Genomic DNA, 23,988 nt, shown 5'->3' with positions numbered 1-23,988 from the left:
GGCGTCCAGCATGCCGTGGCCAGCTGAGGAAAGGCCAAGTGATGGCTATGGATATGCCATGCACTCGGCTACCGATACACCTCGAGTGCGCCGTCAGAGTCCTCCCGCACCAGCAGGCCGTCAAACGACTCCAGTGCGGGATAGCCGGGGATCTCCCACAGCCGGGTGCCAGTGCGAAGGTCGAACATCTCGGCCCCCTCGCTGTGTGAGAACAGAATGCGTTCGCCGTCGGTCGAGGCATCTCCGATCACGCCGATATTGGCCTTGGGCGTGAGGGCTGACCGTTCGCCGGTGTAGCAGTTGAACACGACGTACTTTTCGATCGACGACGACGACGGATCCTTGAGCACCGCGAATTCGCCTCGTCCGGACATCAACTTGCCCGGAAGGCTGTCATCGACGAAGTCCGCCTGCCACAACAGATGGCCGGTGGCCGGGTTGGCGGCACCGATGAGCTTGGTATCTCCCTCGGTGGGTTCGATGCGCGTGACGATCGGCAAGGACGTCCCGTCACCCCGGTTGTGCATCCCGCCCTGCGGTCGCCAGCCGGCCAGCGACGCGGTCTTGACGCCGTTGACATCGTAGAAGTCGGTCGCGGTGCGCTCCTCGTTGAGCACCGCGATGCCACCGTTGTACGCGCCCCATTTCCGGCCCGAGGGATGGTCGATCTGGGGCGCACGCGGTGCCGGGGCGGTCAGGATCTCGTGTCCGTCGATGGTGCTCATGAACCGTGTCGGCTGGGAATAGTCCTCGGGTTCAAAGGCCATCACCGACTGGTTGGGCAGCACGGTCGTCGCTTCGGTAGTCCATACCTCGCGGCCGTCGAGGTCGATCCCGGTCGCCATGTGCGAATTCACCTCGGAGATCAGGATGAATCGCTCACCGGCAGCGACCAGTTCGTCATACTTGCGCGCGGTCTCGACGGCCCTGATCGGGGTGCCCGTCTGATGATCGAGAATCACCAACACGGTCTTGTTCGGGTCGTTCTGGTGATATGTCAAGCAGCCCAGGCGATTCCGGTCGGCAAACGCGCAGTGTTGACCGATGCCCTGCCACTTGCCGAGCTCGGTGTCGATCCAGTTGGCGGGGCGTACGTCGGCCCCTGTGCGCGGATCGACGAACCGGATGTCCGTCCGGCCCGGCGCGCTGAGCTGGGTTGCCACGACGAAGTCCACATTCCCGCCGATGATCTCGCCGGGCACCGATGTCGTCGCCACCACGGCCGGCAGCTGCCCCGGCATGGGTGCGGCGAGACGGCCGGCCGACGCCCGGGGCAGGCCCGCGGCCTCGTCGGGATGCACTGTCTCGTCGGCGGTGACGGGCCACTCCCGCGCGCCATCGCCTGTCGTCTTGTTGATGACGACAAGACCGGCGACAACCGCGACCACCAACCCGATCAGCACCAGGGGCAGCAGAATCCAGGGCCTGCGCTTGTGCGCGACGGGTGTCGGTGGCGTGGGGGAGGGCGCGGCGGCGTAGATCGGAGGGCTGGCCGGTGCCGCCGCCTGGGGCGACGTCGGCGGACCATCGAGACCGGCGACGGCCGCGGCCACGTCATCCCACTGGTCGGCCTCGGGCACCCAGTGCCCGCCGTACGAGCGCGGGCTGTCCGCGATCGTCCGCCACCACGTCCGGCCCTGCTGGACGGGTTCGGGCTCGGGGCCGTGCAGTCGCTGGATCAGCACCACGCGGTCGACGTCAGCGGTCCGCGCCGCGCCGGCGACCTCGGCGCAGCCTTCGCCGTAGCCCACCAGGGTGATCTGCCGGGGCCGCGCCGCTGCCAGGTCAGTGAGCAACCGGTTGGCGGCGTGACCAGGTGCGTACCCCTGCAGCACCACGATCGCGAGCTGGTCGTTGCCGGCAAATTCCGCGGCGCGCTGCCTGAGCGCGGCCGCCAGTTCAACCTGCCAGCGATAGGACGGCGTCGGCTGGCCGCGGCCGTTGGGCACGTAGAACGTGACATGACTCGCCTGGTCAGGATCCCCGACGGCGATGCTGCAATATCCGTCCGGATCGAACCCGAGCATCAGCACGCGCGGCGGTGGCGGCTGCCCGGGTTGCTGCGGTAGCGGCGCGGCGGCCCGGGACAGCTCATGGACGATGTCGGACATCGGGTCGATTATCCCGCGCGCAGCAGCGCACGCGGCGACCCAACACGACCGCTATGACAGGCGTTCCACTTCCACGAAGACGATGGCTTCTGTGTCACCGCGATTTTCGACGGTGTGTTCGGAGCCTGCGGGCCGCGAATAACTCTGACCCGCGACGAGCTCCGCCACGATCTCGTCGCCGTCAGCCGTCACGACGTGCATCGTGTCGGTCACGAGCGGCACCACGACGTACTCGTATTCATGACGGTGCATCGGGATCGCGCCGCCGGGCTCGATGGTCCACTTGGTCACGCGGAACTGATCGTTGTGCAACTGGAGCTCACCGATGGAGCCCGTGGTCACGAGGTGTCGCCGCTCAGACGCAGTCGACGCAGATCTGTTGGTCGCCGCGCTGCAGTGCCATCCGATTGCGATGCTGCACCAGGAAGCAGCTTGAGCAGGTGAACTCGTTCGACTGCTTGGGCACCACCCGGACCGTCAGCTCTTCGCCCGTCAGATCGACATCTGGCAGGTCGAACGAATCGACCGCCTCGTCCTCGTCGATCACGGCGGTGTCCGTGCCGGCTCGTCGTTGCGTGGCCAGGACTTCGAGTGACTCGTCGGCGGACTCTTCAGAGTCCTTGGTGCGGGGCGCGTCGTAGTCGGTAGCCATGATTCGTCCTCCCTGTCGAGACCAACGCTTCGGCAACGCAGCGGTGGATCGGATTGTTCCCGCCCGACGCCGTGAGTAAACCGAGAGCCGCCAAACACGAGTACCCGGCTACTCGTGCCACGGGCATTGTGCCGTTCACATCATGTTCATGCAGGTAATTAGCCCTGGCGACACGCGGTCGTGTTCGGCGAGCCGGGGTGTGACGAAAGGCGCCGACATGCTGGAGAACCGACGATGAGCGCCGAGCAGCAGGCCGCGCTCGACGCGCTCTACGACCTGGACAACGTCGTCACGGTCAAGATCACCATGCCCCAGTCGGAGTGGGACGCGACACGTACCGAGGAGCCGGCCGGTGGACGCTGCAACTTCGACTGGACCGACGGCTCACGGTACAAGTGGCGCAAAGCGACCTCCGTGGAGATCTCGGGCACCAAGTTCCCCGCGCAGACCACCTTCACCGACGTCGGAATCAAGAAGAAGTCGTTCTGCGGTTCGATCGACGACCGGAAACCGTGCCTGCACGTCGACTTCGGCAAGTTCACCGACGCCAACGAAGGGCCGATCGAGAATCTGATCGGATCGCGTTATCTGACCCTCAACAACTCGATCCAGGATCCGGCCTTCATCCGGCAGCCACTCGGGTACCGGCTGCTCGGCATGGCCGGTCTACCGCACTCGCGATGCAACTTCGTCCGGGTGTTCGTCAACGGGAGGCCGGTGGGTGAGGGCATGCCGGGCGTGAACGCGCCCGGTGTCTACGTCAACGTCGAACCCATCATGAAGCGCTACATCGAGCGCAACTTCAGCGGCAACATGAAGGGCAATCTGTACGAGATCGAACACAACGACGACTTCGTGCGTGCCCGGCTGCCCTTCATCGCCACCGAATCGCTCTCGGAATTCGAGAACCAGGCCGACCTCAAACTCGCGATCGACCACGTCGCCGACCACGGGATCACCGGCGCGGCAGATGTATTCGACCTGGAGCAGTTCATCCGGGTGTATGCCATGGAGTTCTTCCTCAAACACTGGGACGGGTACTCCAACAACACCAACAACACCTACGTCTACAACGATGTGGCAGCGGTGGAGAACCCCGCAGTCGACAACGTCAAGTTCAAGCTGATCCCGTGGGGTATCGACCAGACGCTGCGCACCGACCACCGCTTCAAGCTGGGCGATACCGGCCTGGTCGCGCGATTGGTACGCAACGATCCCGGGCGTCGCGCGCAGTTGATCGAGCAGATCCGGACGTACCGCAGGGAGATCTTCGGTCGTGAAACACAGCAGCAGACCCTGAAGCCGCTGATCGATCAGATGGAGACGCTGCTGGTGAATCTCGGGGTACCCGACATCGTTTCGCAGATCGCGGTGGTCCGCCAGCAACTGCGGCTGGCGGAGTCCGCCGGGTACCTGTGTGCCGGCGTGCCCGACAACGCCGAGGTCTACGTGCTCAGCGAGGAGGGCAGCGCCTGCCTGCACGCCAGCAACACCGAGTCGATCCCGGCGGGCGCGGCCGCGCCGTTGAACTTCGAGGTCTACCACCTGCCACTGCGGGACGACAACGACAAATCGGACCTGTGGCTGGTCAACGACCTCGGCAGCGGAAAGTCCTTCATCAGCCAGGCATTCGGCCGTGCACTACACGCCAGCGCCACGTTGACCACGCCGCAGGGGCACAACTACCTCTACACGTGCCCGCCGAGCAACACCGATCACGCCGAGGAGTTCATCGTCGCGCCGTCGGCGTCGGTACCAGCCGATTTCGCCTATAGCGGGTACTTCCGGTTGGTCAGCGTGCGCACCAACCTGAAAGCGACCTTCGGCATGGACCTGACCCCCGCCGGGCGCGCCAGGGTCCACCAGGAACCGGTGGGCTCGCGCGTGTACTTCTACTGATCCCACGGGTCTTACCGCCGCCGCAACGGCGTCTGACCTAAGATGCGCACGTGGTAGCCGGTGCCTGGCTGGCCCACATTCCGGCGGCCACTGTCGGACGTCCCGGAATGGCCCACAGTGTCATTGCCCGCCCGTCGGTGATCGCGAAGTTGACCGAGGCGAGCGAGGGGCTGGTCGTCGTCAGCGCGCCCGCCGGCTATGGCAAGACCACCGCGGTGGCACTCTGGGACGAGTCCGACCCACGCGTGTTCGCGTGGGTTCGCCTCGACCACCTCGACAATGATCCCGCACATCTGCTGCTGCACCTGGCCACCGCGATGAGTCAGGTGAGCCGCGTAGACCCGAGGGTTGTGCACTACCTGCGCGGTGCGGGCCGCATAGTGCAAACCCAGCTGGTTCCCGCGCTGGTGCAGGCGCTCGAGGAGTGCGGACCGATCGTGCTCGTGCTCGATGATGTGCACGAATTGACTGCGCAGACCGCGGTCGACGCATTGCGTGCCGTGGTGGCCATGTCCCCGGCGTCGGCCACGCTGGCGCTGATCGGCCGTTGCGCCCCGCCCGTCGACCTTGCCCGGCGTCGGTTGCAGGGCCGCGTCGTCGAGATCGGCGCCGCCGAACTCAAGCTGTCGACCGCGGAAGGGGCCGCGGCATTCACGGCGGTCGGCAGTGGCGCCGATGACGCGACGGTGGCGCGCGTGCTGGACAAATGTGAAGGCTGGCCCGCCGGGGTTGTCATGGCGGCGTTGGCATTACGCGACGGTGCCACGGCGGACGCATTCACGGGCCGCCATCGCCTGGTTGCCGATTATCTGGTGGAGGAGGTGCTGAACCGCACCGATCCGGCGACTGCCACCTTCCTCATGGAATCTGCTGTGCTGGACCGGTTCTGCGCAGAGGAGTTGAACGAACTCCTGCACCGCGACGACTCCGCGACGATGCTGGACGCGATCGTCCGGTCCGGCAATCTGTTCTTGATTTCCCTTGACGATCAAGGGGTTTGGTACCGGTACCATCGATTGTTCGGGGATCTGCTGCGGGGACGGCTGCGCGACCGCGATCCGACCCGGTTCCGGATGCTCGCGACCAGGGCCGCTGATCAACTGGAACGCGGCGGCGACTTCGACGGAGCACTACTGCAGGCGCTGGCCGCCGACGATCACGCGCACGTGGCTGCGCTTGTCGGACGGGACGCGGTGCGGCTGGGATTCGACGGGCGCGCCGGGATCCTCGCTCGGCGCCTCAGCCTCATCGACGAGCAGACCTTCACCGAGTACCCCGACGCCGCGATCGCCCGGGCCTGGTTGGGCGTGACCACGGGCGATGCCGAGATGATTCAACGGTCGTTGCTTCTCGCGGGCAGCGCCGACCGTGGCGAACCGCTCGCCGACGGCACACCGGGGGTCGAAGTTGCTGCGGCACTGATCGGTTCGCTTGTCGGCGTCGGTGGTGTGCGTGAAGTCATCCGGCACGCCGAAACAGTGCGTGCCGCGGGTGACCACCTCAGGAATCCGTGGTGGGGCGCCGCAACCACGATGAAGGGCGCCGCGTTGGCGATGCTCGGTGACACCGCCGGTTCCCGTGCGCTGCTGGAGGCGGCCATGCCGGTGATCGACGATCTGTCCGGCTTCCAGGCCGCCGCGTTCGCGCATCTCGCGCTGCTCGACCTGGACGACGGAGACCTCGCGTCTGCTGTCGACCACAGCTCGGCGGCCCGCACGATCACCGATGCACGTGACTTGTGCGATGTCGTGCCGATGGTTGTCGTGTACGCCGTCGACAGCCTGGTCCGGGCGCGGCGCGGGGATGTTCCCGGGGCGAAATCGGCTGTGCGAGCGACAGAGCGGCTGCTCGGTCGCTTGGGCGATCTGTCCGCCCGCACCGCACTACTCGGCCATGTCCTGGTGGCAGGCACCGCAGTCGAGATCGACGACACCGAGCTGTGCGACCGGCATCTCGCCGCTGCGGCTCGCGCGCACCGACGTGAGCCGGACGCGGTCGACGTCGGACACCGACTGGAGCACGTCCGCGCGGTGGCGGCGGCCCGCGCCGCACGAGGCGTGCGGCCGGCGTTGACGACGGCGGAACTGCGTCTGCTACCGCACCTCGCGTCCCATCTGTCGTTGCAACGGATCGCCGACGAGCTGGTCATCAGCCGGGAAACCGTGAAAAGCCAGACGAAGTCGATCTACCGCAAGCTTTCCGTGGCGTCCCGCGATGCGGCCGTCGCCGAGGCTCGCCGCCTGGGCCTCCTCAACGCCCTTTAGCGAGCAGGCGGGCCGACGGCAACAGCATCAGGAACTCGACGATCAGCACCACCGTGATCATCACGATGACCCGCGGGTCGTCGAAGTTCTGCCCTGCGACCACGAACGCCGCGGCGGCGTTGCGCTGGGCGGTTCCGAGTGCCAGCACGCCGCGGGTGCCCTTCCCCGACCCACGTAGCAGCCAACCGATCCCGAAACACACCACGGTGTACAGCACCGCGGCCAAGATCGCGAACGTGCCGAAAACCGATAGCACGCTGCGGAAGTGGGCGGCGATTGTGAGCACCACCACGAGCACCATGCTGACGTTCGACACCCATCCGACGGCCGGGCGGAGCCGTCCGGCGACGACCGGACCGCGGGACCGCAACGCCAGTCCGACGCCAAGCGGTATCAGCATCAGCACGATCAGCGACGACGCGATCTTCAGCGGGTTCACCGCGGTGCCCTGCAGGAACAACGGCAGGGTCACCGGCACATAGCCCACCGTGACGACCATCAACAGGACCATCAGGCCGACCGCAAACCCCAAGTCCGCCTTAGCGAATTCGGCCAGCTTGATCAGGAACGGGGCGCCTGCCGCCAGCCCGCACAGCAGCAGCCCGATCCCGAACGGTTCGTCGAGACCGAGCATGCGCCAGAGCGCAAAGGCAGCCAACGGTGCCAGCACGAAATTCGCGGCGAGCGACAACGCGACCAAGCGGGCGTTCTTGAGCGGTGTGAGGATCTGCCCGACGGTGAGACTCAGCCCGACACCCAGCGTGCTGGACACCACGAACACCACGACCGCGATGTTCGAGCCCTGGATGAGAAGCGCGTTCACCGCATCGTGACGAGGTTGCGCCAGAAGAACTTCAGGCTGTCGGTGCCGCCGAACAAAGTCGTGAAATGTGTCGAGTCGACGAGCACGATGTCACCGGCCCGCTCGCCGGTGGGCGGCATCCAGATGAGCGAGTTGAACTCGGTGTTGCCCGCCGCGGTGAACGGATGGGGCCGGTTCGGGTCCACCCGTTGCCGGCCCAACACCCGCAGGTTCTCACTCTCCGGGGCGGTGAGTTCGTAATGCGGGAGGTGCGGGTGGAAGTTCAGGGTGGTCACCTCGGAGAGGAGTCCGGGCGCGTCGAGATCGCGAAAGCCCGTCAGTGGTGCAATCGCGTTGGTGCCCTCGACCACCGCGGGCCGCAGCCCCCACTTGTTGTGTACGGGCACATCGAGCGCGGTCATGAGCGAGCGGGTGTACTCGCCGAACCGCTGTTGCCGGGGCACCAGGGCATCCCCATGGTGGAGGTACTCGATCTGGCGTTGCTCGAGGTCATCGGTGAAGCCGACGTCGTGGTGCGGGGCCAGCAGCAGACAGGTGCCCTCGCGGCGCAACCATTGCTTGATCGCGGCGATCTCGTCGGCCCCGGCGTGTTCGTCGGCGGCCAGATGATCGAGGCCGAACACCATCAGCGTGTCGGTGTCGGCGAGGATCCGGTCGTCGATGGGCAGCCGGTACCCGGCCTGGTCGACCCGTTGGAAGACCGCGACGGGATGGCCGGTGACCTCTCCGGCGAGCTCCTGGAACGACAACGTCGAGCGGTGGAACAGTTCCAGTGTTCCGTCGATGCCCTGCAGGAAGTTCGCGGCGTCGTACTCGGGCGTTTCGTATGCGGGCCAAGCCACCCGGCGGACTTCGGTGATGGTCGAGAAGCGGTTGTCCAGCACCGTCAGATCACGTTGGGCCTCCCACGGATAGCTCCACGTCCAGTAGATGCTGACCCGGCGTCCCCCGCTGTGCGGGCGGGCGACGTGGGCCTGGTTGTAGGTGCGGGCGTACGGCAGGGTGGCCGCCATGGTGTCTCCTAATTTTCCAAGCTTGTGAGATAGCGCAGCGCGCCAAGGCCGGGCAGGAAGAAATATGCCCCGCCACGCAGCGTCGTGAACGCTGGTAAACCTTTGTGTACCTTGCGGATCGGCTTCTTGGGAATCTTGAATTCCAGGGTGCCGTCCTGCGTGCCGCAGATGGGGTCGTGCTCGTTGCCGAGCTCGTGGAACGATTTGTCGTTGATCCATACGTTCTGGGCGAATTCGAACTGGCGCACGAGGCTCGCGCAGATGATGAACGCCGCGATGCCCCGCTCGACCCCGTCGTCCGGAGCGCCCTCGGGCAGGGCCGGGCCGTAGGTGGCACCCCGTCGGATCATCCGACGCCGGTTCATGTTGTGTGCGGTGTCGCGCGGGTTGAGCCTGCGGGCATGCGCCCCGAGCGGGCACGCGTAGCCGTGCGGATCCATTTCTCCGTAATTGAAATCGTTGTTGCGCATCGGATCTGCGCCAAGTTCGGGGTCGTCGTGTTCGGGTGCGAGCACCAGTGGCGCACCGCTGCGCCAGCGGCCCATGAACTTGGCCGCAAGCAGTTCTTCGCCCTCGGGTGTGTCGGCGTTCTGCTTCAGGTAGTTCCGGAACAGCCCGACGTGCTCCTCCAGCCTGCGGTAGGCCAGGTAGCTCCCGTTGCGGGAAAGTGCCTCGGGGACAGTGCGATCGGTGACACCTTCCTCATCCGGATAGCCGAGGATGAACTCGCCCGGCTCCAGAGGGGCACCGGATCCCGGGGTCGGATCTTCGCCGGATCCCTTCATGACAGGCTGGGACATGCGATCCCGGAAGCCGAAGTGATCGTGCGCGTAGTTGAACGGCGGACTTGCGTTGAGATCGAGGTGCGACAACGACCGCACACCGGGGCAGCGGGCCAACAGCTTGTCGTGTTCGCCCACACATCGGATGCGTTCGGCTTCGTCGCGCGCGAACAGGATCACGATCGCGTGCAGATCGGCTCCGGCAAGTCCGCCCACCCAGTGCTCAGGCGCGGCTGCACCGGTATCACCGAGAATGTCTGCCCGCGACGCCATGCCTTCCCGAAATTCGTCCGGGAAACTCGCCAGAGACTCCTCGTCGACACCCAGCGCACGCAGTCCGTTCCAGGTGAACGCCAGAGTCACCCAGCGCTTGGAATCGTCGACCGTGCCCTGCACTTGGGCGGCTGACTGCGCGAGCGGGACCATCTCGGCCAACCAGGCTCGCCCCGCCTCAGGCGTGTCGAACGTCAGGAACTCATAGCGTCCGGTCAGGGCGGGAGTGCGGGTCAGCAGGATGTGCTGGATGTCGTCGAATTCGAGCGCGGTCACTGCATCTGGTCCAGCATGTCGGAGAACGCTGCCTTGAGCCGTAGGGCCTTCTTGATCTCGTCCGACGTGACATACGGGTACTCGCCGTATTCGAGGAAGCTCGGTACCTGGTGGTCACGGACGAATTTGATGAACGACTCCGGGTTGGTCTTCCAGTCCTCGGGGAAGCCTTCCAGATTGGTGAACACCGTGGTGATGCCCGTCTGGCTGAAGAGCTGGACGGCGTCTTCGGTGTACTTGTCGAAGTCGGTGTCGAAGATGCCCTGGTACTGGAAATGTAGACCGGAGCCGACATCGAACAATTGCCAACGCAAGTAGTGCAGGCGCAGCGGCGCCAAAACGTCGGGGCTACCGGCCACCGCCTCCTCGATCTGCTTGCCGTACGCGCGGATCGCGTCTTCTCGCCCTTCCTTGACCTTGGCGATGATCGAGAAGCCGTAGCAGGCCGGGGTGCGGGGATAAACGGGGCCGTACCGACCTCGCGTCAGCTCGAAATAGCCTTCCTTCGGGATGGCTTGAGCCGCCGGCTTGGACCAGATCTCGTCGTGTGTGGACATGAACAAACCTCCCGGTCTCCGGTGGAACTTACGGGACCGACAGTATGCTCGCGCCGGTTGCCCGGCGTCCCCCAAACCGGGGGAAATTCCCCCCGATTTCGTTCGCGTTGAGCCAAACCGTGGTGGCGCACGGACCGATGCCGCACCGTGGTGAACGTGTCTGTTGACGTGGTGAAGCTGGGCGCGAACATCGGCGCCCGCATAGACGGAGTCGAACTCGGCGGTGATCTGGATCCGGCCACCGTGGCCGCCATCAACGATGCGCTGCTCGAACACAAGGTGATCTTCTTTCGCGGGCAACACCACCTCGACGACGACGGCCAGCTGGCGTTCGCCCGCCTGTTGGGCACACCGACCATCGCGCATCCCACCGTCACGTCGCGCGGTGAAACCGTCCTACCGATCGACTCGCGCTACGACAAGGCCAACAGCTGGCACACCGACGTGACGTTCGTGGACCGGATCCCGAAAGCGTCACTGCTGCGGGCGGTTACCCTGCCGAGCTACGGCGGCACGACGACGTGGGCATCGACCGAGGCGGCCTACGAGGCTTTGCCCGCGCCGCTTCGTGCCCTGGTGGAGAACCTGTGGGCCGTGCACACCAACCAGTACGACTACGCCGCCGACTACGACGGCCGCCACGAAGAGCTCGCCGACACCGAACGCGAATACCGCGACGAGTTTCGCTCGGAGTACTTCGAGACCGAGCACCCGGTGGTGCGGGTGCACCCAGAGACCGGCAAGCGGGTGCTGGTGCTCGGGCACTTCATCAAGCAGTTCGTCGGTCTCGGTGCCGCCGAGTCGGCGACGCTGTTCCAGCTCCTGCAGAACCGGGTCACCAAGCTGGAGAACACGATTCGGTGGAATTGGGAGCAGGGCGACCTGGCCATCTGGGACAACCGCGCCACGCAGCACTACGCGGTGTCCGACTACGACAACCAGTTCCGCCGGCTCAGCCGCATCACGCTCGCCGGTGACATCCCCGTCGACATCCACGGTGAACGCAGCCGCGTGATCGCCGGCGATGCCTCCCATTACGCCGACGTCGTCACCCCGGTGGCGCTGGCAAGCTGAGCACCCTACAGTCATCGGCGTGTATGACGACGCCGCAGGCACCGACGACGAATTCGCGACCGAAGTCGAATTGGACGACCCGGATCTGGACGACTCAGACCTCGACGACCAAGATTCCAACGGCCAGGTGCTGTCGATCCGCCGGGCCAACGGCGAAGAGATCGTGACCATCGTCGCGCAGGACGATCAATGGAACGTCGACCTGCAACCGGGCGGCGTCATCCAAGATGCGTTCCTCGGTTCTCGTCGGGACACGCCGGTGTGGGTGAGCGCGCTCGAAGGCCAGATCGAGCGCGACGACGACGGCACATACGTCATCCGCGTCGACTGAGCCGGCGGTTGCCGAAACCCCACGAGCCCGCTCACTGACCCGAGAACTCCGCCGCATACCGCATCGATTCGAGATTCCGACGCGATTGCGCCGGTTTTGCTGCGGAGCGCGCTTGCGCGGCGCACAATGCTGATGGTCGGGGACCAACCAGCATCACCGGTGCGTCGGAGGGGTTCTCGTGCGGCGATTTGTGCGCTCATCGGCAGTCGTGGTGCTGTCGCTGGCTTCCACCGTGGCCTTGATCGGTACCCAGGCGATGGCGCCGCTGGTCTTGCTGACCGCGACGGCGTTGATCATGGGTGGCACCGGCCATTCACTCGGCACGCCACAGGACAGCCCAGAATTCATCGACAGCTACACCGCGGACGCCAACAACGACTACATCGTGCTGACCGGCTTCTGCGGGGCCGAATCCTGCACGCCCACTGCCGTTGCCACGCCCGAGGAATTCATGCCGGTGTCGGGCACCATGCCGTTCGACCAGTCGGTCGCGCAGGGCACGATCAACCTCGACCGGGCGATCAAGGCGCAACCGGCGGGCACCGAGATGGTGGTGTTCGGGTACTCGCAGAGCGCCCGGATCGCGTCGATCGAGAAGGCGAACCTGGCCGCCGAAGGCTCGACGCTTCCGGTGGCGTTCGTGTTGATCGGCAATCCCAACCGGCCGAACGGCGGAATCCTGTCCCGCTTCGAGGGACTCGAAATACCCATCATGGGAATCACTTTCGACGGGCCGACACCCACCGACACCGATTTCAAGACCGTGGACGTGACCCGCCAGTACGACGGCTGGTCGGACTTCCCGCTCAATCCGCTCAACCCGTTCGCGACGGCCAACGCCGTCGCGGGCATCCACTACCTGCACTCCGACTACCAGAGCGTGGGGCTGGGCAACGCGGTCTACCAGGGTTCCTACGGAGACACGCAGTACTACCTGATTCCCAGCAACCGGCTGCCGCTGTTGATGCCGTTGGCCGAGGCCGGGGTGCCCAGCCCGGTGCTCGCCGTGGCCGACGCGCCACTGCGGGTTCTCGTGGAGACCGGATACGACCGGACCGTCAGCCCTGGCGAACCGACGAAGGCCGCGCTGCTGTATTTCCCGAATCCCGCACAAACGGGCGTCAACTTCATCATCGCGATCCCGACCGGCCTCGACGACGGAGCAGACGAGGCGGCCAACATCCGGCCGTTCGGCACTCCGCCGGTGGATCAGCGGAGTCCCTACGGCGTGGGTGGACCGCCGGTCAACACGGGCGACTTCGATGCCACCGGAGCCCCGGTCGCCACCACACCGGCGGCGGTTGCGCCGAGCGCTCAACCGCCCGCCGCGAAACCGACCGCACCCACGCTGCCGTTCGGGCCTCAGGCCGTCGCACCGCAACGTTCGAACCCGCCGATTGCTCCTTCGGTCGCTGCCCCGAAAGCCGAGGCGCCTGCGGCACCGGTGAATGCGGCGCCAAAACACGACCTGCCGATTCCGTGGGCCCGCCACGTCGAGAGCGTGCCTGCGCAGATGCCACCGGCGGAGAAGCTCGAAATGCCTACGCAGGCGCCAATTCCCGCGAGAGTTGTCGACCGTGTGCCGGTGGATCTTCCAGCACCTGTGGTGGATCCGCCCGACATTCCGGAGGTGCTGCCTGCGCCGCCGGTAGAACAGGCGCCCGTGGTGCCGGACTTGCCGTGGCCTGCTGCGCCGCCGCCGGTCTTGGCGCCCCCGCCCATGCCCGTGTTGCCCGCGTTGCCCGCCCCGCCGCCGATGCCGGCTCTGCCCAATTTCGGCGGGTTCCGGCTGCCGTTCTGACCTCAACGGGCCGGATGTATCTCACATCGTGGACGCCGTCGCGGCCGACGGTGCTGCCCACGCTTCGGAGTGGAATCCGTGCTTTACAGACCCCTCCGTATCGACAGCGAACTCGACACGTTTGGAGTTTTGTAAACGCCGCGTTGCTGGCGGCGTGGTGTCAGGGAGTGCCAGTTCTTAGCTGATGAGCCGGACTGTGCGCCCCGACACGTCTGGCCGGCAAAGTGACCTGGAGCATAGCCAAAGCATGTTACTGGCCAGTAAGAAGTGGGTGCGGGCCGTTGTGGCGCCATGGCCTGGCAACGTCGCCCCACGGGCGCGTCGCGCCGCGGGTGGGCGGGCTTCCGCTTTGCATCCGGCCGTGATGCTTGCCGATGCAACAAGTTAGCCCAGCCGACTCGAGAATTGGCCGGAGCGAATTTATAGCAAACAACGAAAACAATGCCGAAAAGCCTGTGGCATTGCAACGACGTGCTAAATACGCGATCTACGTGCAATTTTTGCTTGCTTTTAACTTACCCTCAGGTAAGTTCTGTGCTTCGGGGGTTGGATTAGCAAAGGAGTCTCAATGCAGTTAGCTGTTCGCTCGTATCTCGCGACGGGCGTCGCGGTTGCGGGTGTTGGAGCTATGGCCGTCAGCCCGGTCGCTCCGCCGATGCCGGATGTGCAGGTGCCGGCGATCCACTCGTCGGCAGCGGTCGAGCTGTCGGCGCTGGCGAACCCGATCGAAGAGTTCGGCACGGTCTTCGGTACGACGTTCCAGAATGTGGTGGCACTGGCTCAGCAGATCTCGGCCGATCCGGCACCGATCCTGTCGCAGATCGTCCAAAACCAGCTCACCAGTGCGGCCGCAGTCGGCGCGTTCGTGCAGGCCTTCGGCGGCAGCCTGGGCGGAGCGTTGGCCGAGGCGCCCGAGCAGTTCCAAGAAGCGCTCGCGCAGTTGGCCGAGGGCCACGTCACGCAGGCTCTGACGACCGTGCAGAACGCCATCCTCGGCCCGGTTGTGCAGGCGGTCTTCGACACGCTGTTCATCAACCCGGAGCTGTGGGCGGGTTTCCAGAATGCGCTCCGGCAACCGATCGCCAACGCTCTCGCAGTGGTCGACCTCATCAGCCCGGACAACATCGTGAACCTGCTGGGGCCGCTGCTGGCACCCGTCACGGTCATCGGCGACGTGACCACGGCGGTCGGCGCGGCCGGAGACAACATCTTCGCGGGGATCAAGGGCGGAGATGCCGAGCAGGTTGCCAATGCGCTGCTGCATCTCGGTCCCAACCTGACCAACGCGATCCTCAACGGCGACCCCCTGACGGGATCCGCGGGCCTGCTCGGGCCCAACGGGATCGTCAAAGGCCTGCTCACGATTCGTGATCTGGTGGCTGCCGCCATCACGCCGGCGCAGACCACGTCGGCACTCGCCGAGGTCGCATCGGCTGACGTCGTCACCGCGAAGCCTGCCGTCACCACCGTCACGCTCGATGTGGCTCCCGCGGTCAAGGAGATCGAAGCTCCGAAGACTCAGGCCGAAACCAAAGCGGCCGAGACTGTTTCGGCCGTCGACGCCTCGACCGCCACGGAAACCGCACCCGGCGAAACCGTCGCAACCCCGGTGAAGGAGACCACGACCACCGAGACCGCTGCGACGGAAGAAGCGGCGGCCGAGACGCCCGCCAAGACCGACACCGCTTCGCAGGAGGCGGGACAGGTCAAGGAAAGCCCCAAGGCCGTGCCCGGTAAGACGGGTACGTCCACCACCAAGAAGGCCAACCCGCTCAAGGACGTCGGCGACGGCATCCGCGGCGCGCTTAAGAACATCGGCAAGGGCCTCAAGGACGCGGTCTCCAACGGCGGCACGGCCAAGCCGGCCAAGTCCGAAGGATCTACGGGCTCGAGCAGTACGGGCGGGTCGACGTCGGGCGGCGGGTCCACCTCCGGTGGATCGTCCTCCGGCGGAGCGTCGTCAGGCGGCGGTGAATAGTCGTCACGATCGTGATGTGGCTCCCTTCCCGCGGGAAGGGAGCCACATCTGTCGAGGTCACCATCTACGCGAGAGCGCGTCCGGCCGGGCGGCCCGCCCTGGGATGTGCCTGCCCTGGCTGGGACGCGGGAAACAACTGCACGACCGCACTGCGGCGGCGATACTGCCTGAGTAACCCGAGAGATCAGGGAGAGCGGCAGTGGACTCGCGCGTCGGTTCGACGTTCGGCAAATACACCATCACCCGCCTGCTCGGCAAGGGTGGGATGGGGGAGGTGTACGAGGCGTTCGACACCGAGAAGAACCGCACGGTCGCGCTGAAGATCCTCGCCGACGCCTACTCGCACGACACCACGTTCCGGACCCGGTTTCAGCGGGAATCCCACGCCGCGGCAATCCTTCAGGAACCCCACGTCATTCCGATCCACGACTGGGGTGAGATCGACGGCAACCTCTACATCGACATGCGGCTGGTGCAGGGCCGGACGCTCGCCGAGTTGATCGAGGACGGCCCGCTCACACCGGCGCGCGCTGTGGGCATCGTCGGCCAGATCGCCGCCGCACTGGATGCCGCGCACGCCGAGGGGCTGATACACCGCGACATCAAGCCGCAGAACATCATCGTCACGCCTGCCGATTTCGCCTACCTCGTCGACTTCGGGATCGCGGAGACCAAGGGAGATGCGAAGCTGACCACGGCGGGCAGCCGGATCGGCACCATGAATTACATGGCGCCCGAACGGTTCAGCGGCCAGCAGGTCACCTCTGCCGTCGACACCTATTCGTTGGCGTGTGTCCTGTACGAAACCCTCACCGGGGAAACGCCGTTCGAGACCGGCAGCCTGGAGAGCCTGTTCGCCGCGCACCTCGCGACCCCGCCGCCGCGGCCGAGCGCAGCCAATCCCGATGTGCCCGCCGCACTCGACGACGTCATCGCGCGCGGTATGGCCAAGGATCCCGACGACCGGTACGGAACCGCGGGCGGTCTGGCGCGCGCGGCGCACCGGGCTTTGCAGACGGGGGCAGACACCGCGACGGCTGTGCATCCGGTGACCGAGGTGTCGCCCGCGCCCGCGCCGGACACTCCGCGACGCGACAGGGGCTGGCTGCTGCCGTCGGTGATCGCCGTCGCCGCGGCGCTGATCCTCGGCGGCATCGGCGTGGTCATCGGCATACTCGTGCAGGACGATCCGGTCGCCGGGCCGGCCGCGTCGACGACCGAGCCGCCCCGCCCGGCGGCGGGTGGTCGCCCGCCTCTGGTGACCGGGCCCGATCAGAGCAGCCTGCACCAGTCCTGCGATGACGGCTTCACCGTGAGCACTGCCGGCGGGTTCGGCAGCCGCGCGGGGCGCGGATCCCCTGAAACGTCATGTGTTTTCACCGACAGCGTGCTCACGTCGTACTGGGCCGCGTACGGCAACGCGAGCCCGTTGCCGCGCGCCGTTTCGGCGCCCGGCGCGGTCGACTGCAGCAGGGTGCCGGGAGCGCTGTGCGACGGATCGAACTTCCTCCTGCACTGCCGCCAGCTGCCCGACGAGGGCTGGATCACGTGCACCGGCGGCAAGAACGCGCGCGTCTACCTGTGGTGACCGGCCTCGTCAGCCCGCGCAGCGGCCGGCAGGCAGCGTGTCGAGGTGCGACGTGAGCCACGCCGCCATCGCGCTGAGTGCCGCGGTGCCGTCGTCGAACGTGCCCGATGCGGGCAACGCCGCGAGTGCGACCGCGGTCAGGCCGTTCGGCGTGGCGATGACTCCGAGTTGACGAACCAGGTACCTCCCGTTGGGCGCCGGGCCCCAGCCGCCCTTGAACCGGCTGTCGGGCATGCTGCCGAGGCCCCACTTCTGGTCGGCCTCAACGTGTCTCATCAAGTCGAACACCGGCGCATTGGCGTTGTCGCACACCGCGGCCGCGGTGAACCGGACCTGGTCGGCCAGCGGCCAGTCGGTCTGGCCGGACGCGCTGTACTCGGGGCGCACCCGGTGGGATTGCACAATGGTCGGGTCACCGTATTCCCGCAGCACGGCTTCGACCTTCTGCGCGGCCGCGGCCGGCTCGCCCAGGCTCGCCCAAATCGACTCGGCGGCATCGTTGTCCGACGCGGTGATGGTCGCGGACATGGCGGGCGTCACCGCCGGCGGATGCTCCTGGCGCAATGCCGCGATGACCAGCGGGATCTTGATGGTCGACCACGCCGGTCCAGTCTGCCAGTCGCCCAACACCATCGGCTGCCGACCGGTGCCGACCGGGCCGAACGCCACCCCGCCGGCCACCTGCAGTCTCGCTTGCAGCGCGGCGAAGTCGGCGACGAGGCGGTCTGTGGGGACGACGGCCGGCTGCGCGGCGGGCGGTGTCGGTTGGTGTCTCAGCTGCCGCCCGACCATCACCCCGCCGGCCAGCATCATCACGCCGAACAGCACCGCGGCGGTGATCAGCCACACCCGGTGGCTCTGGGCCGCCCACGGCATCACGGTGCGGTGTCGGACAGCTCGAAGGTGAACTCGTGGCCGCAGATCCGGATGTGGTCACCGTGGTCGAGCGTCGCGCTGGGCCGCAACCGTTGGTGGCGCACCTCGACGCCGTTGGCCGATCGCAGATCGGTGATCATGAAACTGCTCCCGGTATCGATGATCACCGCGTGGTGGCGGCTGACGTCGGCGTCGTCGAGCACGATGTCGTTGTCGGGTAGGCGCCCGATGCGAGTGGCGGCGGGCAGTAGCGGATACCTGCGCCCCGACGAATCGCGCAATACCGCTACCGCGGAACCACTTTCGGCCGTCCGGCGCCCGGTGCTCACGGTGTGGGCCGCGGTCGCCATCGCGGCCCGACGGATGTCGAGGCGTTCCTGGCGCAGGATGCGTCCATGCAGTGTGGTGAGGGTGGGCCCGGGATCGATGCCGAGATCATCGGCCAGCGTTGCCTTGAGCCGCCGATAGGCGTCGAGCGCATCGGACTGGCGCTCGGCGACATAGTAGGCCGTGATCAATTGGGCCCACACGGGCTCGCGGTAGGGATGTTGGGACGCCAGCAGTTCGAGATCGCCGATCACTCCGGCCGCGCGGCCACAGGCGATCTCGGCCTCGGCGCGCGACGTCGCAGCGAGCACCTGTTCTTCGGTCAGCGCGGCCGCGAAGGCCGCGGCGAACGCGAAGTCCCGCAAGTCTTCGAGGACCGGCCCGCGCCATTCGGCCAGGGCTGCCGACAACTTCGTGGCGGCCACCTCGAACCGGCCCGCCGCCGCGGCGTGCAAACCCGCCGTCTTCGCGGCCGTGAACCGGTCCAGATCGCACGCGCCTTCACCGACGTCGAGCCGGTATCCCGGCGGGACACTGGCCAGCGCGGTGCCCAGCAAGCGTCGCAGGTTGGACACATGGGTGTGGATCGTGGCCCGGGCTGCCGGCACCGGCGCCTGATCCCACACCGCGTCGATCAGTGACTCGGTGCCGACGACGCGATTGCGGTTCATCAGCAGCACCGCCAGCACCGCGCGTTGCTTGGGGGTACCCAGCGGGGCAGGTTTTGCGTCGACGGTGAGCAGCAGCGGCCCGAGCAGACCGAACCCGAAGTGGGCTGCCGCCATCGCCGACCCTTTCCCATCCTCGGAGTATCCGCCGCCGATCCCATTGTGACGGACCCTCGAGGTGCCGCAAGAACTCATTGAGAATCCTGCAAGACGCTCGTCCCAACCTGGTGGCACTGGCACCAGGGAAGGGCACCGAAATGACCACACTCTCGCATTCGTCAACCGGACTGTCCGAGCTGGCGCCGCTGTTCGACACCCTGGCCGGTGTCGCGATACGCGGTGAGCTGCCGGACCACGATCTGCTGACCCGAGTCGCACACGTGCGGGCGGTGCTCGACGCGGCAGCGCCACCACCCAACGACGGTGAACCATATTCGCGCACGATCCTGCGGGTCGACGACGACGTCGAGATCATGCTCGCGCGATGGCGGCCGGGGGACCGCTGCGCGCCGCATGACCACGGCGGTGCCGGCGGCTTCGTCATAGTGCTGGACGGCGAGTTCGACGAACGCCGATTCGCGTGGGACAGTGCGCAATTGACCGTTGCCGAGAACGCCACCAGGTGCACCGGGACCGCGATGTCGATCACGAGCGACGTGATCCACGACATGGGCGCCGCGGACGGCGGCCTTACCCTGCATCTGTACAGCCCGCCCGCCACCAGCATGCGGGTGTTCGACCTCGACCGAAGTGAGGCGCTCGAGCTGGTGGGAAACTACGGGGCCTGGATCCCGGAGGGGGTGCACCCCCGCGTCCCTTTTGCGCGTATCGCACCTGAATCGCAAGGTGCACCGGTGATCTGGGTCGCGCACACCACGCACTACCGCGGCGGCTCCGCGGAGTTCGCGGTCGCCGCGGCCACCATGGCCCGCGAACTGGCCGCGGCGCACCCCGATGCCGAGGTGATCGTCTCCGGCCTGCACCACAAGGCCGACTTCACCGCCGAACTCACCCGGCTTGCCGACACCGGCCGCGTCATCAGCCAATTGCACCTCATCAGCCATTCCGGCATGTACGGGCCGATGTTCGGTTCGACCGGCTGGCCCGAGCAGTTCTCACCGCATGAATGGCGAACGCTGACAATCCCGTTCGCCGCCGACGGCGCGGCCTATTTCCACGCGTGCCGCACCGCCCGCTGGTTCGCACCGTTCTTCGCCGACGTCTTCGGGGTGCCCACGTCCGGCAACCGCAACTACACCACGGTGTCGGCCCGACGAGACCGGTTCTCGTGGGCCGGGCGCCGGCCGGCGGCCCGGCGGGATCTCTATCTGATCGACACACCGGGCCGGAAGTCGCACGGCTGGGCAGGTTCGGTCCGCAAATACCTGGGCAGCCCTGCCGCGCCGCTCGTGCGCAGCATGCCGGCGCCCGGAAAGCCGGCCGGGACATATGACCCCGTGGCCGCGCTCTACGACCGCGCCTATGCCGACATCAGGGTCCGCGCAGCCGAATGGCAGTGGGTGTCCGACCGGGCCGCGCATGCCGGGGCCGAGCTGGGCCGCGCGCTGCGGGTGCTGGAGATCGGCTGCGGGACCGGGGCATTGCTGCGCGCCCTCGACGAGGAAGGTGTCATCGATTTCGGGATCGGCGTCGACACGTCGACACCGATGCTGGACCGGGCGCGCGCCCACAACCCGGACCGTTCGCGGTTGCGGTTCATGTCGGTCGATGGCCCCGCCCTCGACGTGCCCGACGACCACGTCGACGTGGTGATCTCGTTCCTGTCCTTCCGGTACCTCGACTGGGATCCGATCATGGCCGAGATCCGGCGCGTCCTGGTTCCCGGTGGGCGGCTCTGGGTGGTCGACATGGTCGAGCATCCCGTGCGTTTCCGCGAGGTGGGTGTCCTGGCCCGAACGGCGGCTGCGCACGTCAGGGTGCGCCGGGCCCGACCGCAGTTCGATGCCGACCTGGCCGCCCTGACCACCCACCCGGACTGGCAGGAGATGCGGCGGTACAACCCGATTCGCGCCGAGCACGAGTACCGGTGGTACTTCGCGAGTCGCTTCCCGGGCACGCGGCTGGACCTGCTGACCGCGACCCCGTCACAGCGCGTCGTGGCCTTCGATTCCGGTCCCCTGGCCAAGGGGACCACGGCACCGCTCACCTACCCGTGATGCTCGGCGTCATCGACTGGGGCATCGGCGGAATCGGCGTGGTGCAGGCCCTCGACCGCTCGGCACCCGGCCTGCCGGTGCTCTACTGGTCCGACGCCGGCGCCACCCCATATGGCCGAATGCGCACGGCTGAGTTGTCCGCCCGGCTCTCCTCGGTGATCGAGGCGCTGGCCGGGCTCGGCGCCACCGAGGTGGTGCTCGCCTGCAACGCGGCCAGCACCGTGACAGACCGGCTGGGCTCGGCGGCCCTGCCCGTCGAGGGCATCATCGACCACGGCATCTCCTCGGTGCCCGACGAGCTCACCGGGCCCGTCGGTGTCGTGGCCGGACGGCGCACGATCGCGAGCGGTCACTATCGGCGCGGGCTCGCCAGGCCAGGCAGGCGCGTACTGTCCCGGGTGGCGCAGCCGTTGTCCGCCCATATCGAGGCCGGCCGTGTCGGGTCGGCGCCATTCCGTGCCGACCTGGCCCGAATCGTCGCACCGCTGCGCGCAACGCAGGCCCTGGTGCTGGCCTGCACGCATTACCCGGCGGCCGCCGAGTGGTTCGCGGCCGCGCTGCCGGGCGTCACGCTGATCGACCCGGCCGACCGGCTGGCCGCCGCCGTGGCCGCGCGCCACCCGTCGGCTCGCACGGGCCCGCCGGCCGAGCGGGTCTACGTCACCACGGGTGACCCGGATGCGATGCGCCGCGGCGCTGCCACGGCCTGGGGCGTCGAGCTGACCGCGTCCGCGCGTTGAGAATCCTGCAAGAAGGCGATCGCAAGCTCGGTGCCATGAGGACCACATTCATCGCGGCACTGTCCGTCGCCACCGCGCTGTCATCGGCGGCCGTCGCCCACGCAGGCAACGATCACTACCAATTCCTTTCTCCGACAGGGAACATCGCCTGCACCATGGACAGCTCCGGACCGGCTTACGCGGTCTGCAAGGTGCGTGAGCACGTCTGGCCGACACCGGCAACCGGAAGCTGTGAGCTCGCGTCGGTCCCGGGAACCACCGGTAAACCCGGCGCGGATCTGCAGCTCGCCGAGGGGGACCGGCCGTGCCTGGGTTCGAACATCGGACAAGTCTTCTTCGACGGCCCCGACGCCCCGGCCAGTCTCGACTACGGCCGGAGCTACATCGCGGGCACGATCACATGCGGCACCGAACCCTCGGGCGTCACCTGCACGGATGCCCGCACCGGGCACTACTTCCGGGTATCGCGCGAGTCCTACGAGCTCGGCTGAACCAGCGATGCGGCCCGACTGCTCACGGCTTGGTCAGGACCGTGGCCACCTCGGTCAGGGCCGCCAGATGGTCGTCGACCGTGCGCAGTCCTGCGCCCATGGTGTTGATCGCCAGGTGTGAGGCGCCCGCGTCCGCCCACGCGGTGATCTCACCGAAGACGGCGTCGACATCGCCGCGCCAGTTGGCCCGGCCCTCCATGCCGATCTCGGCGGGATCCCGGCCGACGTCGACGGCTGCCTTCTCGACGACCGCGCGAGCCGCGTCGAGCTGAGGTCCGGGTGCCATCATGGGAAACCAGCCGTCGGCCAGGCGGCCCGCGCGCCGGTAGCCGGCCTCTGACGCCGAGCCGATCCACACCGGGATGGGGCGCTGCACCGGAAGCGGCGCCAGTCCCGCGCCGGTGACGCTGTGATGGTCACCGGCGAAGGTCACCGACCGCTCGGTCCACAGCTTGCGCAGCAGTTCGATCTGTTCTGCCGAGCGTTTGCCGCGGTTGCTGAAATCCTCGCCGAGCGCCTCATATTCGACCGCATTCCAACCGATCCCGACGCCCAGCCGCAACCGGCCACCGCTGAGCAGGTCGACCTCGGCGGATTGTTTGGCCACCAGGGTGGTCTGCCGCTGGGGCAGGATGATCACCCCGGTCACCAGCTCCACGTGGGTGGTGACGGCCGCGACATAGCCGAACATCACCAGCGGCTCGTGGAACGTGGTGTCGATGTCGTACGGGCCGTTCCAGCCGCTGTGCACCGTGGGATCGGCGCCGACGACGTGGTCGTAGGCCAGGATGTGCGTGTAGCCGAGTTCTTCCACCCGCTGCGCGTAGGCGCGAACTGCGCCGGGATCGCCACCGAGTTCGGTCTGCGGAAACACCACTCCGATGCGCATGCAATGCCCTTTCGGTTCAAACCGTCAGGACGTATGACATCACGATGCGGGTGTTGATTCCCCACCCACCCGTCACCGCGAGCAGTCCAGCGACACCGTGACGGTGCGCTTGACCACGACCGGCACCAGGCGGTCGCGGCCCCCGGGACCGTCGATCCGCACGACCCGGGTTTGCTCCCGCGGATTGCGGATGCTGGTGACCTGGCATTGATCCAGCGGTGCACTGCCGACGCGGTCGACGCGCACATCGAAGCCCTGGGCCTCGAGCTGACCGATGGTCAGCAGCGCCGACTCGGCCTGGGCCGGAGCGGCCAGCGCCAGGACCGCGCCGACGGTGACAGCTCCACCCGCCAGTGCCGCGGTGATGGTGTTCTTCATGATGAAACCCCTTGACTGGA

21 protein-coding genes are annotated in these 23,988 nt (G+C 67.1%); 10 read left to right on the top strand and 11 right to left on the bottom strand.

From position 1 onward, the window contains the following. Nucleotides 1–68 precede the first annotated feature (68 nt). Genes G6N67_RS03350 through G6N67_RS03340 form a run of 3 tightly spaced genes read right to left on the bottom strand, consistent with a single transcriptional unit; the run spans nucleotide 69 to nucleotide 2,763 of the window. On the bottom strand, nucleotides 69–2,111 hold the full coding sequence (locus G6N67_RS03350) for a hypothetical protein (RefSeq protein ID WP_036438002.1): 2,043 nt from the start codon (nucleotides 2,109–2,111) through the stop codon (nucleotides 69–71). A gap of 51 nt (nucleotides 2,112–2,162) precedes the next feature. Continuing rightward, on the bottom strand, nucleotides 2,163–2,453 hold the full coding sequence (locus tag G6N67_RS03345) for a cupin domain-containing protein (protein ID WP_036438000.1): 291 nt from the start codon (nucleotides 2,451–2,453) through the stop codon (nucleotides 2,163–2,165). A gap of 13 nt (nucleotides 2,454–2,466) precedes the next feature. Continuing rightward, the gene (locus tag G6N67_RS03340; protein WP_036437997.1) at nucleotides 2,467–2,763 is read right to left on the bottom strand and encodes a DUF4193 domain-containing protein; all 297 of its coding nucleotides are present in this window, start codon (nucleotides 2,761–2,763) and stop codon (nucleotides 2,467–2,469) included. A 234-nt stretch (nucleotides 2,764–2,997) separates the two neighbouring features. On the opposite strand from G6N67_RS03340, the gene G6N67_RS03335 reads away from it, so the two are divergent. Beyond that, complete coding sequence (locus tag G6N67_RS03335; RefSeq protein WP_036437995.1) at nucleotides 2,998–4,662, top strand: CotH kinase family protein; 1,665 nt, start codon at nucleotides 2,998–3,000, stop codon at nucleotides 4,660–4,662. Between the two features lie 50 nt (nucleotides 4,663–4,712). Then, nucleotides 4,713–6,926, top strand: a complete 2,214-nt coding sequence (locus tag G6N67_RS03330) for a winged helix-turn-helix domain-containing protein (RefSeq protein WP_036437993.1) — start codon at nucleotides 4,713–4,715, stop codon at nucleotides 6,924–6,926. On the opposite strand, the gene G6N67_RS03325 is transcribed toward G6N67_RS03330, so the two are convergent. Genes G6N67_RS03325 through G6N67_RS03310 form a run of 4 tightly spaced genes read right to left on the bottom strand, consistent with a single transcriptional unit; the run spans nucleotide 6,913 to nucleotide 10,650 of the window. Next, complete coding sequence (locus tag G6N67_RS03325; RefSeq protein ID WP_036437991.1) at nucleotides 6,913–7,749, bottom strand: bile acid:sodium symporter family protein; 837 nt, start codon at nucleotides 7,747–7,749, stop codon at nucleotides 6,913–6,915. The two genes, G6N67_RS03330 and G6N67_RS03325, sit on opposite strands and share 14 nt — an antisense overlap. Further along, nucleotides 7,746–8,762, bottom strand: a complete 1,017-nt coding sequence (locus G6N67_RS03320; RefSeq protein ID WP_036437989.1) for a hypothetical protein — start codon at nucleotides 8,760–8,762, stop codon at nucleotides 7,746–7,748. Before G6N67_RS03320 ends, G6N67_RS03325 begins: the two co-directional genes overlap by 4 nt. An 8-nt stretch (nucleotides 8,763–8,770) precedes the next feature. Beyond that, a complete protein-coding gene (locus G6N67_RS03315) occupies nucleotides 8,771–10,093 on the bottom strand; it encodes a Dyp-type peroxidase (RefSeq protein ID WP_036437988.1) in 1,323 nt (440 codons plus the stop codon). Next, complete coding sequence (locus G6N67_RS03310) at nucleotides 10,090–10,650, bottom strand: hypothetical protein (RefSeq protein ID WP_036437987.1); 561 nt, start codon at nucleotides 10,648–10,650, stop codon at nucleotides 10,090–10,092. The genes G6N67_RS03315 and G6N67_RS03310 overlap by 4 nt, the downstream gene beginning before the upstream one ends. Before the next feature lie 156 nt (nucleotides 10,651–10,806). Here G6N67_RS03310 and G6N67_RS03305 point away from each other — a divergent pair, with 156 nt between their 5' ends. The 5 genes from G6N67_RS03305 to G6N67_RS03285 all read left to right on the top strand — a co-directional run bounded on the left by G6N67_RS03305 (nucleotide 10,807) and on the right by G6N67_RS03285 (nucleotide 17,422). Next, entirely contained in the window at nucleotides 10,807–11,724 is a 918-nt protein-coding gene (locus G6N67_RS03305; protein WP_036438747.1) for a TauD/TfdA dioxygenase family protein, read from the top strand. A 19-nt stretch (nucleotides 11,725–11,743) separates the two neighbouring features. After that, nucleotides 11,744–12,055, top strand: a complete 312-nt coding sequence (locus G6N67_RS03300) for a hypothetical protein (RefSeq protein ID WP_230021650.1) — start codon at nucleotides 11,744–11,746, stop codon at nucleotides 12,053–12,055. 178 nt (nucleotides 12,056–12,233) lie between these two features. After that, nucleotides 12,234–13,856 carry a PE-PPE domain-containing protein gene (locus G6N67_RS03295; protein ID WP_131524796.1) on the top strand — a complete coding sequence of 541 codons (1,623 nt, stop codon included), beginning with the start codon at nucleotides 12,234–12,236 and terminating at the stop codon, nucleotides 13,854–13,856. 568 nt (nucleotides 13,857–14,424) lie between these two features. Continuing rightward, entirely contained in the window at nucleotides 14,425–15,834 is a 1,410-nt protein-coding gene (locus G6N67_RS03290; protein WP_063835164.1) for a hypothetical protein, read from the top strand. Between the two features lie 265 nt (nucleotides 15,835–16,099). Beyond that, nucleotides 16,100–17,422 (top strand): serine/threonine-protein kinase, encoded by a 1,323-nt coding sequence (locus G6N67_RS03285; RefSeq protein WP_235749325.1) that lies wholly within the window; start codon nucleotides 16,100–16,102, stop codon nucleotides 17,420–17,422. Between the two features lie 9 nt (nucleotides 17,423–17,431). On the opposite strand, the gene G6N67_RS03280 is transcribed toward G6N67_RS03285, so the two are convergent. Then, a complete protein-coding gene (locus G6N67_RS03280; protein ID WP_051579059.1) occupies nucleotides 17,432–18,298 on the bottom strand; it encodes a serine hydrolase in 867 nt (288 codons plus the stop codon). Further along, nucleotides 18,298–19,410, bottom strand: a complete 1,113-nt coding sequence (locus tag G6N67_RS03275; RefSeq protein ID WP_036437984.1) for a BTAD domain-containing putative transcriptional regulator — start codon at nucleotides 19,408–19,410, stop codon at nucleotides 18,298–18,300. The genes G6N67_RS03280 and G6N67_RS03275 overlap by 1 nt, the downstream gene beginning before the upstream one ends. 140 nt (nucleotides 19,411–19,550) lie before the next feature. Between G6N67_RS03275 and G6N67_RS03270 the strand changes: the two genes are divergently transcribed. The 3 genes from G6N67_RS03270 to G6N67_RS03260 are packed head-to-tail and all read left to right on the top strand — an operon-like array spanning nucleotide 19,551 to nucleotide 22,701. After that, entirely contained in the window at nucleotides 19,551–21,470 is a 1,920-nt protein-coding gene (locus tag G6N67_RS03270) for a methyltransferase domain-containing protein (RefSeq protein WP_051579058.1), read from the top strand. After that, nucleotides 21,470–22,210 (top strand): glutamate racemase, encoded by a 741-nt coding sequence (locus G6N67_RS03265; protein ID WP_036437982.1) that lies wholly within the window; start codon nucleotides 21,470–21,472, stop codon nucleotides 22,208–22,210. The genes G6N67_RS03270 and G6N67_RS03265 overlap by 1 nt, the downstream gene beginning before the upstream one ends. Nucleotides 22,211–22,245: 35 nt before the next feature. Beyond that, complete coding sequence (locus G6N67_RS03260) at nucleotides 22,246–22,701, top strand: hypothetical protein (protein ID WP_131524795.1); 456 nt, start codon at nucleotides 22,246–22,248, stop codon at nucleotides 22,699–22,701. A gap of 22 nt (nucleotides 22,702–22,723) precedes the next feature. On the opposite strand, the gene G6N67_RS03255 is transcribed toward G6N67_RS03260, so the two are convergent. Continuing rightward, entirely contained in the window at nucleotides 22,724–23,590 is an 867-nt protein-coding gene (locus G6N67_RS03255) for an LLM class F420-dependent oxidoreductase (protein ID WP_036437977.1), read from the bottom strand. Nucleotides 23,591–23,662: 72 nt separating this feature from the next. Further along, nucleotides 23,663–23,968, bottom strand: a complete 306-nt coding sequence (locus G6N67_RS03250) for a hypothetical protein (RefSeq protein ID WP_036437975.1) — start codon at nucleotides 23,966–23,968, stop codon at nucleotides 23,663–23,665. Between the last annotated feature and the right edge of the window lie 20 nt (nucleotides 23,969–23,988).

It is taken from the genome of Mycolicibacterium mageritense (assembly GCF_010727475.1).
GTDB lineage: Bacteria > Actinomycetota > Actinomycetes > Mycobacteriales > Mycobacteriaceae > Mycobacterium > Mycobacterium mageritense.
The sequence above is the reverse complement of the archived record's forward strand: the minus strand, read 5'-3'. Positions and strand labels throughout refer to the sequence as shown.